This window comes from Corallococcus sp. CA053C (assembly GCF_003611675.1).
Taxonomy (GTDB): Bacteria; Myxococcota; Myxococcia; order Myxococcales; family Myxococcaceae; genus Corallococcus.
The window spans coordinates 1-12,030 of sequence record NZ_RAWA01000305.1; the positions used below are offsets into that span (position 1 = coordinate 1).

Consider the following 12,030-nt stretch of genomic DNA (forward strand, 5'->3'; position numbering starts at 1 on the left):
GCTCCTCCTCCAGGCTCGTGCGCACCCCGGCGGGCATCGGCTGCCACGCGGGCTGCGCGCGCAGCGTCGCCAGGTGCTCGAGCGTGTCGTCCACCATCCGGTGCGCGAGTTTGCGGAACGCCTCCCAGTCCTCGGGGTCGAGCGTCAACTCTGGGGAGGAGCGGGTCGGTGCGGCGGACATGAAGGACTCCAGGGAGAGAGGGCGCCTACGTACCGCCGAAGTCGCCGGCGGCACACGTCGAATCAGGCCTTGCTGGCGGTATTCGCGGGCGTGGGGGCGGAGAGCCCGAAGATGGCGCGCGAGCCGACTGGCGCGTCGGGGCGCTCCTTCCGGAAGAAGATGAGCTGGTTGTAGAAGCCGTCCATCGGAGGCTGGCTCCCCTGGAAGAGCGCGCGCACCCCCTGGACAAGCTCAGCGCCGCGCGGGGTCGGGCCGCCCTCGCGCTGATCCACGTGGCCCTGCAGCGTCTTCAGCACGCTCTCCACGGTGTCCGGCGCGCGGTCCACGTAGGCGCTGGTGCTGAAGCCCTCCTTCTCCAGGCGCTCGGAGGCCCTGCGCAGGGCGGCGGTCGACCCCTGGTGGCCCACGGCGCGCCAGGTGCCCAGGATGCCCCGGGCCCGGGGTGACAGGTGGGCGGGCAGTCGCTCCAGCACCGTCCACAGGACGCTGTTGCCCACGCCCTCCACGGAGGCCGGCACCTCCAGCGCGCCGAGCATCGGATCATATGGGGTGTTGCACACGACGAAGTCGAACGTCTCCCCGTCCTTCACCGCCGACAGCGCGTTGGACGCGCGGAACTCCACTCGGGCGTCCAGTCCGTTGAGGTGCGCGTTGGCGCGGGAGATGAGGACCGCGTCCTCGTGCAGTTCCAGCCCCACGACGTGGGAGGCCCCGCGCGCGGCGCACAAGAGCGACTGGAGGCCGCTGCCCGAACAGATGTCGAGCACGCGCTGGCCCTGGAGCGAACCCGGCAGGGCCCGGGCCACGACGAAGGAGGACAGGTCGAACCAGGTGAGGCACGGCCGCGTCAGCGTCGGGTACGACGCCGGGACGCTCACGATGAGGTTCATCCCCTCGGCGGGGACGATGAGGAGGCTGGGCGTGCGCCACTGCCCGGACGCCTCCCGCTCCAGCAGCTCCACCTCCTGGAGGGCTTCGAGGACCCGGCCCGGGATGGCGGCGCGGACGGCCGCGTCGTCCACGGCCTCGCCCACCCGGAAGAGGCGGAAGAGCACCTGGTGCGACGCATCCAGCCGGCCCACGATCTGCTGGAGGGGCTGGAAGCGGGGGAACCCGGTGGGAGCCCGCTCCACCTCGAAGGACAGCCGCAGGTCGACGAGCGCGTACAACGCGTCGTCGAGGAACTCGCGAATCACCGACAGCGCAGGTGCATGGATCTTCATGGTGATGCTCCCCTTCGTTGGTTGGTGTGACGTGCCGGAAGACGCCGCGCCCTAGGGGCCGCGCGCGCCGCCCCGCTCCCGCCGCGAGTCCGCCGCGTCCAGGTACCGCCTCAACTGCTCCGCCAGCTCCCGCACCCCGGCCCCCTGGAGGATCGTGAAGTGGTCGCCCGGCACCTCGTGCCGTTCGACACCGCCCGTCGCCCACGCCGCCCATTCGCGCGCGAGCCCCTCCGGCGCCTCCGACCGCGTCGCCTGGAACATCACCGCGCGCAGGTCGCTGCGCCGCAGGCGATACGCCTCCAGCGCCCGGGTGTTGCGCGTGAAGACCTCCAGCAGCTCGCGCAGGTCCTCCACCGAGGACTCCTCGCCGAGCACCCCGGCGCTCCGCAGCGACTCCAGGGACAGCGTGCGCTGCTGCTCCGGCTCCAGGCGGAGGAAGCGCTCCAGGAACGGGCCGGGATCCTGCTGGCGCATGCGCAGCAGCTCCGCCGCGAACCGCGCCATGACGGGCAGCGCGTCGTGTCCGTCGACGACCGCGCGGTGGCCGGGAGGCAGGTGCGTGTCGAGCAACGCCAGGGTCGCCACCTCCTGGCCCTGCTCGGTCAACTGCCGCGCCATCTCATAGGCCAGCACGCCGCCCATGGACCAGCCGCCGAGCAGGTATGGGCCCTGCGGCTGCACGCGCCGGAGCTCCTCGTTGTAGAGCGCCGCCAGCTCCTCCAGGGCCCGGGCCGGAGCGTCGGGCGCGGGGGCCTGGAGGCCGTAGACGGGCCGGTCGGGACCCAGCTCGCGGGCGAGCCCCACGTAGCCCAGCACGTTCCCGCCCACCGCGTGCACGAGGAACAGGGGCGTGCCGGCGCCTCCAGTGCGCAGCGTCACCATCACCGGAGAGCGCCGCGGCTCCGCGGACGACTCCAGCAGCGTCGCCACGTGGGCGATGGTGGGGTTGCGGAACAGGCCGGCCAGCGAGATGCCCCGGCCGAACCGGTGGCGGATCGCCGCCAGCAGCTTCACCGCCAGCAGGGAGTGTCCCCCCAACTGGAAGAAGTTGTCGGTGATGCCGACGGGCCTTGTGTCCAGCACCGTCTCCCAGACCTCCACCAGCTGGGCCTGGAGCACGGTGCGCGGAGGCACCACCGCCTCGCGCGGCGCCGACTCGCCCGAAGGCACCGGCAGGGCGTTGAGCGCGACCTTCCCCATCGCGGTGAGCGGCAGCGCGTCCAGGAGCATCACCTCCGCGGGGAGCATGTAGTCCGGCAGCCGCTCCCGGAGGAAGTCGAGCAGCGCGCGCGACAGGGCCCGCGGCTCCCCGGCGTCAGGGCGCGCGGGGACCACGTAGGCCACCAGGCGCTTGTCGCCGGTGCCCGTCTCGCGAGCGATGACGACGGCGCTCTGCACGACGTCGTGCTGCTTGAGCGCGGCCTCGACCTCACCGAGTTCGATGCGGAAGCCGCGGATCTTCACCTGGTGGTCGGTGCGCCCCAGGAACTCGATGTCCCCTTCGGGCAGCCACCGTGCCTGGTCGCCGGTGCGGTACAGCCGTCCTCCGGGCGTGGCGCTGAAGGGGTCGGGGACGTAGCGCTCCGCCGTCAGCTCCGGGCGGTCCTGGTAGCCGCGCGTCACGCACGCCCCACCGATGAAGATTTCGCCGGTGACGCCCACGGGCACCGGTTGCATCGCCGGGTCCAGGACGAACACCCGCGTGTTGGGCAACGGGCGACCGAGCGGCACCCGGACGCCGCGCTGCACCGCGGAGGGCCGGATGGCGTAGGTCAGCATGCCCACGGTCGTCTCCGTCGGGCCGTAGTGGATGTGGAAGGCCGTGGAGGGAGCCAGCGGCTGCACGGCGCGGATCCACTCCCAATGCGAGGCCTCGCCCCCGAGGGCCAGCACGGCGTGGGGGAACATCTCGCGCTGGGGGCAGGCGTCCACCAGGGCCGCGAGGTGCGACGGGGTGATCTTGAGCACGTCGATGTGGCGACGCTGGAAGTACTCGCGCACCGCGAACGGATCCGACGCCCGCTCGCGGGACATCACGTGCAGCGTTCCGCCCGCGCACATCGCGGGGATGAACACCGTCTTGCAGGAGTCCACCGCCAGCGGTTGCAGCATCGCGTACTGCGCACCGGGCTTGAGGCCGAAGCGCTCCACGATGGCGTGCAGGTAGTTGAGGACCTGCCGCTGTTCGACGACGACGCCCTTGGGCATGCCCGTCGAACCGGACGTGTAGATGACGTAGACGCGGTTCTCGAGCGTCACCGCGTTGGGCAGGTTGCTGTCGTCCTGGGCGGCCAGGACCGCGTCGGCCTGGTCCAGGCAGAGGACGTGGACGCCGGGCGCGGAGCCCGCGTCCCGCAGGGCGGACACGGTGAGGAGCACCGGGACCCGCGAGTCCTCGAGGATGTAGCGGACGCGCTGCGCGGGGAACGAAGGCGCGATGGGCACGTACGCGCCGCCCGCCTTCAGGATGCCCAGCACGCCCACCAGCATCTCCAACGACGGCTCCATGAGGATGCCGACGCCGACCTCGGGCCCCACTCCGAGCGACTGGAGGTGACGCGCCAGCCGGTTGGCCCGGCGGTTCACCTCGCGGTAGGAGAGCGCACCCTCCTCGCTCGCCACGGCGAGTTCGTCCGGCGCACGCTCCGCGTGGTCCTCGAAGAGCTGGTGCACGTAGCGTGTCGACGGAGCGGGCCGCGTCTGGCCGTTCCACGTCACCAGCAGCGTCTGGCGCTCCTCTTCACTGAGCAGTGGCAGCGTCGCGATGGACTGCTCGGGCTTCGCGACAATGCCTTGCAGCAGTCGCCGGAAGTTGCCCATCAACCGCGCGACCGTCTCCTCCTCGAAGAGGTCGGTGCTGTACTCCAGCCACCCTTCCAGCTCTTCGCCGTCCACCAGCGACAACGTCAGGTCGAACTTCGACGTGCCGCTGTCCACCGCCAGCGTCTCCAGCTTCACCTCGCCCAGTTCCAGTGACGGTGCCGGAGCGTTCTGCAGCACCAGCATCACCTGGAAGAGCGCCGTGCGGGCCAGGTCTCGCGCCGGGGCCAGCACCTCCACCAGCTTCTCGAAGGGCACCTCCTGGTGCGCGTACGCCTCCAGCGTCGTGCCCTTCACCCGGCCCAGCAGCTCCGTGAAGCCCGGTGCGCCGGACAAGTCGCCCCGCATCACCAGCGTGTTGACGAAGAAGCCGATGAGCCCTTCCGTCTCCACCCGTGTCCGGTTCGCGATGGGTGAGCCCACCGCCACGTCCACCTGCCCCGTGTACCGGTGCAGCAACGTCTGGAAGGCCGCCAGCAGCGTCATGTACAGCGTCGCGCCCTGCTTGCGGCTGAGCGCCTTCAACTCCCGCGTCAGCGCTCCGTCCAGCTTCACGCCGTACTGCGCGCCCTTCGACGTGCGCAGCGCCGGCCTCGGCCGGTCCGTCGGCAACTCCAACGCGGGGGGAAGTCCCTGGAGCTTCGTCTTCCAGTACCCCAGCTGCGCGTCCAGCACCTCGCCCTGCAACCGCTCCCGCTGCCACGCGCTGTAGTCCGCGTATTGCAGCGGCAGCTCCGCCAGCGGGGATTCCTTCCCCGCCACGTACGCCCCGTAGAGGGCCGACACTTCCTTCACCAGCACGCCCAGCGACCAGCCGTCCGAGACGATGTGGTGCATCGTCAGCAGCAGCACGTGCTCCTGCGCGTCCAGCTTCAGCAGCGTCACCCGCAGCAGCGGGCCCTGCTCCAGATTGAACGGTGCTCGCGCCTCTTCGCGCGCCAGCCTCTCCACCTCCGCCTGACGCTCGGTTGCGTTCAACCCCGAGAGGTCCACGTGCGCGAGGCGCAGCGAAGACTCCGCGAGGATGGACTGGCGCGGCTCCCCTTCCACCGACGGCAGCACCGTGCACAGCACTTCATGCCGGCGTACCAACTCCTGGAAGCTGCGCTCCAGTGCGCCCACGTCCAGCACTCCCTGGAGACGAAGGGCCCCAGGAACGTTGTAGTCGGAGTTGCCCGGCTGCAACTGCTCCAAGAACCACAGTCGCTGCTGCGCGAACGACAACGGCAGCACGCCGTCACGCCCGCGCCGCTCCATCGGCGTCGACGCCTCGCCGCCTCGCTGCGCCTGCTCCACCTGTCGCGCCAGCGTCGCCACCGTCGGCGTCTCGAAGAGCGCTCGCAGCGGCAACTCCACGCCCAGGGCCTTGCGCACCCGCGCCATCACCTGCGTCGCCAGCAGCGAGTGCCCGCCCAGCGCGAAGAAGTTGTCCTCCACTCCCACGCGTTCCAGCCCCAGCACCTCCGCCCACGCTCCTGCCAGCAACTCCTCCACCGCCGTGCGCGGCGCCGTGTAGCCCTCCGCCACCACCAGTCCTTCGGCCGTCGGCGCCGGCAGTGCCTTGCGATCCACCTTGCCGTTCGACGTCAGCGGCATGGCTTCGAGCAGCATGAACACCGAAGGCACCATGTACTCGGGCAGCTGCTGGCCCAGGTACTGCCGCAGCTCCGTCGACGTGGGAGCCGGCTGGCTTCGCGGCACGACGTAGGCGACCAGTCGCTTCTCGCGGGTGGCGGTGTGGATCACCTCCACCACGCCAGCGGAGACACCGGGGTGGTCGCACAACACCGCTTCGATCTCCGCCGGTTCGATGCGGAAGCCGCGGATCTTGACCTGCTGATCGATGCGACCGAGGAACTCCACCCGCCCATCCGGCAGGTAGCGCGCGAGGTCGCCCGTCCGATAGAGGCGTGAGCCCGGAGGGCCAAAGGGGTTGGGGATGAACTTCTCGCCCGTCAGCCCCGGGTTGTGCAGGTAGCCCCGGGCGAGTCCCGCGCCACCGGTGTAGAGCTCGCCCGGCACGCCGACCGGCACGGGCTGGAGCCGGCCGTCCAGCAGGTACACCTGGGTGTCGTCGAGCGGCCTGCCGATAGGCACCGGCGCCCCATCACGCAGCACCTCCACGGGACCGCAGCAGGTGAAGGTGGTGTTCTCGGTGGGCCCGTAGCCGTTGATGATCCGGCATCCCGGCAGGGCTTCCATCGCGCGCAGCACGTGCGCGGGCGACAGCACGTCACCGCCTGCCAGCAGGTTGCGCACCCCGCGCAGATCGTCGAGGTGGTGATCGACCATCTGGTGGAACAGCGGAGCGGTGAGCCACAGGGTGGTGACCTTGTCGCGCCGCAGCCCCCGGCCCAGTTCCTCCAGCGACAGCGTGCCCGCATCCGCCACGGCCACGGAGGCGCCGTTCAGCAAGCCGGCCCAGATCTCGAATGTCGCGGCATCGAACGACACCGGAGCGAACTGCAACAGGACGTCTTCCCGGGTGATGCGGATGTAGTTGGACGCGAGGGCCAGCCGGACCACCGCGCCGTGCGGGATGCTGACGCCCTTGGGGCGCCCCGTCGATCCCGAGGTGTAGTTGATATAGGCCAGCCGCGCGGAGTGGCCCCGGACATGGGCCACCGGGCTCGCGGAGGCAATCGCGGCCGACGCCTTGTCGGAGCAGACGACGCGGGCCGCGGACTCCGGCAACCGGTCGAGCAACGAGGACGTGGTGAGCAGCACCGAGGCGCGAGCGTCCTCCAGCATGAAGGCCAGACGCTCGCGCGGAGCCGCCAGATCGAGCGGCAGGTACACGCCCCCCGCCTCCAGGATGGCCAGGAGCCAGATGACCGTCTCGGCGGAGCGCTCAAGGTACAACGCAACGACAGTCTCCGGCCCCACCCCGAGCGACTGGAGGTAGCCAGCCCGCACGCGAGCGCGCTGGGCGAGGTCGCCGTAGGAGATGCGTTCCCCACCTGCGATGAGGGCGACGGCGTCCGGAGTCCGGGCCGCCTGCGCCTCGAAGAGCTCGTGGATGGTCTGGTCCACCGGCCGCGCTGTCGCCGTGGCGTTCCACGTCACCAGCAGCGTCTGGCGCTCTTCCTCACTGAGCAACGGCAGCGTCGCGATGGACTGCTCCGGCTTCGCGACAATGCCTTGCAGCAGTCGCCGGAAGTTGCCCATCAACCGCGCGACGGTCTCCTCCTCGAAGAGGTCGGTGCTGTACTCCAGCCACCCTTCCAGCTCTTCGCCGTCCACCAGCGACAACGTCAGGTCGAACTTCGACGTGCCGCTGTCCACCGCCAGCGTCTCCAGCTTCACCGCGCCCAACTCCAGCGACGGCGCCGGTGCGTTCTGCAGCACCAGCATCACCTGGAAGAGCGCCGTGCGGGCCAGGTCACGGGCGGGGGCCAGCACCTCCACCAGCTTCTCGAACGGCACTTCCTGGTGCGCGTACGCCTCCAGCGTCGTGCCCTTCACCCGGCCCAGCAGCTCCGTGAAGCCCGGTGCGCCGGACAAGTCCCCGCGCATCACCAGCGTATTGACGAAGAAGCCGATGAGGCCCTCCGTCTCCACCCGCGTCCGGTTCGCGATGGGTGAGCCCACCGCCACGTCCACCTGCCCCGTGTACCGGTGCAGCAACGTCTGGAAGGCCGCCAGCAGCGTCATGTACAGCGTCGCGCCCTGCTTGCGGCTGAGTGCCTTCAACTCTCGCGTCAGCGCCCCGTCCAGCTTCACGCCGTACTGTGCGCCCTTCGACGTGCGCAGCGCGGGCCTCGACCGGTCCGTCGGCAACTCCAGCGCCGGAGGCAGCCCCTGGAGCTTCGTCTTCCAGTACCCCAGCTGCGCTTCCAGCACTTCGCCACTCAACCGCTCCCGCTGCCACGCGCTGTAGTCCGCGTACTGCAGCGGCAGCTCCGCCAGCGGGGATTCCTTCCCCGCCACGTACGCCCCATAGAGGGCCGTCACTTCCTTCACCAGCACGCCCAGCGACCACCCGTCCGAGACGATGTGGTGCATCGTCAGCAGCAGCACGTGCTCCTGCTCACCCAGCTTCAGCAGCGTCACCCGCAGCAGCGGGCCCTGCTCCAGGTTGAACGGCGAGCGTGCCTCTTCCCGCGCTAGCCGCTCCACTTCCGGTGCGGACACCTCCAGCGCGGAGAGATCTACCTGCCTCAAGTGAAGTGTGGACTCCGCGAGGATGGACTGGCGCGGCTCTCCTTCCACCGACGGCAGCACCGTGCGCAGCACTTCATGCCGGCGCACCACCTCCTGGAAGCTGCGCTCCAGCGCGCTCACGTCCAACGTCCCGCGCAGTTGGAGGACCGCGGGGATGTTGTAGTCGGGGCTGCCCGGCTGCAGCTGCTCCAGGAACCACAACCGCTGCTGTGAGAACGACAACGGCAGCACGCCGTCACGCCCGCGCCGCTCTATCGGCGTCGACGCTTCACTGCCTCGCTGCGCCTGTTCCACCTGCCGCGCCAGCGTCGCCACCGTCGGCGTCTCGAAGAGCGCTCGCAATGGCAACTCAACCCCAAGCGCCTTGCGCACCCGCGCCATCACCTGCGTCGCCAGCAGTGAGTGCCCGCCCAGCGCGAAGAAGTTGTCCTCCACTCCCACGCGCTCCAGCCCCAGCACCTCCGCCCATGCTCCCGCCAGCAGCTCCTCCACCGCCGTGCGCGGCGCCGTGTAGCCCTCCGCCACCGCCAGGCCTTCGGCCGTCGGTGCCGGTAGCGCCTTGCGGTCCACCTTGCCATTCGGGGTCAGCGGCAACCGCTCCAGCGCCACGAACACGGACGGCACCATGTACTCGGGAAGCTGCTGGCCCAGGTACTGCCGCAGCTCCGCGGGCGTGGGGGCCGGCGTCTGGTGGGCCACGGTATAGGCCACCAGCCGGGGCCCGCCCGGGGTTGCCGCGTGCAGCGCGACCACCGCGTCCCGCAGGGCGGGATGTTGCGCGAGCACCGACTCGACCTCACCGAGCTCGATGCGCATGCCACGCAGCTTCACCTGACGATCAACGCGTCCGATGTAATCGAGGGTGCCATCCCGCCGGTACCGGCACAGGTCGCCCGTGCGGTAGAGCCGGGCTCCGGGCACGCCGGAGTACAGGTCCGGGATGAAGCGCTCCGCCGTCAGGTCCGGGCGGAAGAGGTAGCCCCGCGCGAGCCCCGCGCCGCCAATGTACAGCTCCCCCGCCACGCCGAGCGGCACCGGCTGCAACCGCGCGTCCAGCAGGTAGACCTGCGTGTTGTCGATGGGCCGTCCGATGGGAACACCGGGGACGGACTGCGCCGACGTCACCTCCACGGCGGTCGAGTCGGCGGAGACTTCCGACGAGCCATACAGGTTCAGCAGCTTCCGGCCCGGCAGCACCTCTTCGCACAGCCGCACCAGCTCCAGGGGCAGCGCCTCGCCGCTGGACGTCCAGTAGCGCAGCTGGGACAGGCGTTGTGCCAGTTGCGGTTCGTCCTTCAGCAGGACGCTGAGCAGCGAGGGGACCAGCACGATCCGCGTGACCCGCTCCGCCTCCAGTGCCTCCACGAGCAACCGCGGACTGCGCACCGTCTCCTCGGAGAGGATGACCGACGGAACGCCCTGGAGCATCAGGCCGAAGGTCTCCCAGACGGAGTCGACGAAGTTGCTCGACGTCTTGAGCGCGGAGACCTCGTCCGAGCCCGCGGGATAGAGCGCCCACATCCACCGGAACCGGTTGACGGCGCCACGGTGGAGCCCGACGACGCCCTTCGGCGTCCCCGTCGAACCGGACGTGTAGATGATGTATGCCGCAGCGTCTGGCGGAACGTTCAGGCCGGGATTGGTCCCGCGCTCCGCGGCGACCGCCGCGTCATCCACGTCGACCCACTGAAGAGTCGCGCCAGGGCTGACGAGCGCCGTCTCCCGCTCGCCATGCGCGAGCACGAGCGAAAGGCGCGCATCGGAGGCGACGAAGCGCAGGCGCTCCACCGGGTAGCCCGGATCGAGCGGCACATAGGCGCCTCCCGCCTTGAGCACCCCCAGCATCGTGATCACCACTTCGGGAGAACGCCGGATGAAGAGCCCCACCCGTGCGTCGGGCCCGACGCCATGCCGCAGCAGGTGATGCGCCACCTGGTTCGCCCGGCGGTTCAGCTCCGCGTACGAAATGCGCCTGGGGCCCTGGATGAGGGCGACGGCGTCCGGAGTCCGGGCCGCCTGCGCCTCGAAGAGCTCGTGGATGGTCTGGTCCACCGGCCGCGCTGTCGCCGTGGCGTTCCACGTCACCAGCAGCGTCTGGCGCTCTTCCTCGCTCAGCAGCGGCAGCGTCGCGATGGACTGCTCCGGCTTCGCGATGATGGCTTCCAGCAGGCGCCGGAAGTTGCCCATCAATCGCGCGACCGTCTCCTCCTCGAACAGGTCGGTGCTGTACTCCAGAAACCCTTCCAGCTCCTCCCCATCCACCAGCGACAACGTCAGGTCGAACTTCGACGTGCCGCTGTCCACCGTCAGCATCTCCAGCTTCACCGCGCCCAACTCCAGCGACGGCGCCGGTGCGTTCTGCAGCACCAGCATCACCTGGAAGAGGGCCGTGCGCGCCAGGTCACGGGCCGGGGCCAGCACCTCCACCAGCTTCTCGAACGGCACCTCCTGGTGCGCGTACGCCTCCAGCGTCGTGCCCTTCACTCGGCCCAGCAGCTCCGTGAAGCCCGGCGCTCCGGACAAGTCCCCGCGCATCACCAGCGTGTTGACGAAGAAGCCGATGAGCCCTTCCGTCTCCACCCGCGTCCGGTTCGCGATGGGCGAGCCCACCGCCACGTCCACCTGCCCCGTGTACCGGTGCAGCAACGTCTGGAAGGCCGCCAGCAGCGTCATGTACAGCGTCGCGCCCTGCTTGCGGCTGAGTGCCTTCAACTCCCGCGTCAGCGCTCCGTCCAGCTTCACGCCGTACTGCGCGCCCTTCGACGTGCGCAGCGCCGGCCTCGGCCGGTCCGTCGGCAGCTCCAACGCCGGAGGCAGCCCCTGGAGCTTCGTCTTCCAGTAACCCAGCTGCGCGTCCAGCACTTCGCCACTCAACCGCTCCCGCTGCCACGCGCTGTAGTCCGCGTACTGCAGCGGCAGCTCCGAAAGCGGCGACTCCTTCCCCGCCGCGTACGCCCCGTAGAGCGCCGTCACTTCCTTCACCAGCACGCCCAGCGACCAGCCGTCCGAGACGATGTGGTGCATCGTCAGCAGCAGCACGTGCTCTTGCGCACCCAGCTTCAGCAGCGTCACCCGCAGCAGCGGGCCCTGCTCCAGGTTGAACGGTGCGCGTGCCTCTTCTCGCGCCAGCCGCTCCACCTCCGTCTGACGCTCGGCCGCGTTCAATCCCGAGAGGTCCACGTGCAGCATTCGAAGCGTGGACTCCGCGAGGATGGACTGGCGCGGCTCTCCTTCCACCGACGGCAGCACCGTGCGCAGCACTTCATGCCGGCGTACCAACTCCTGGAAGCTGCGCTCCAGCGCGCCCACGTCCAGCACTCCCTGGAGACGAAGGGCCCCGGGGACGTTGTAGTCGGAGTTGCCCGGCTGCAACTGCTCCAGGAACCACAACCGCTGCTGCGCGAACGACAACGGCAGCACGCCGTCACGCCCGCGCCTCTCCATCGGCGTCGACGCTTCGCCGCCGCGCTGCGCCTGCTCCACCTGCCGCGCCAGCGTCATCACCGTCGGCGCCTCGAAGAGCGCTCGCAGTGGTAGCTCCACCCCAAGCGCCTTGCGCACCCGCGCCATCACCTGCGTCGCCAGCAGCGAGTGCCCACCCAACGAGAAGAAGTTGTCCTCCACCCCTACCCGCTCCAGCCC

General features: G+C 70.2%; 3 protein-coding genes. All 3 read right to left on the reverse strand.

Annotation, left to right across the window (positions count from 1 at the left end; genetic code table 11):
• Nucleotides 1-181: hypothetical protein (locus D7V97_RS30785; RefSeq protein ID WP_199728989.1), on the reverse strand; the 181-nt coding region annotated here is incomplete at its 3' end.
• Between the two features lie 62 nt (nucleotides 182-243).
• Nucleotides 244-1,404: a 50S ribosomal protein L11 methyltransferase gene (locus D7V97_RS30790; protein WP_120614199.1), complete on the reverse strand. Its 1,161-nt coding sequence runs from the start codon at nucleotides 1,402-1,404 to the stop codon at nucleotides 244-246.
• A gap of 51 nt (nucleotides 1,405-1,455) precedes the next feature.
• Complete coding sequence (locus tag D7V97_RS30795; protein WP_120614200.1) at nucleotides 1,456-12,012, reverse strand: non-ribosomal peptide synthetase; 10,557 nt, start codon at nucleotides 12,010-12,012, stop codon at nucleotides 1,456-1,458.
• Nucleotides 12,013-12,030 lie beyond the last annotated feature (18 nt).

Bases quoted from the DNA above. Each gene is read 5' to 3' on its own strand.
- D7V97_RS30790 (WP_120614199.1), bottom strand. From the start codon at position 1,404: ATGAAGATCCATGCACCTGCGCTGTCGGTGATTCGCGAGTTCCTCGAC.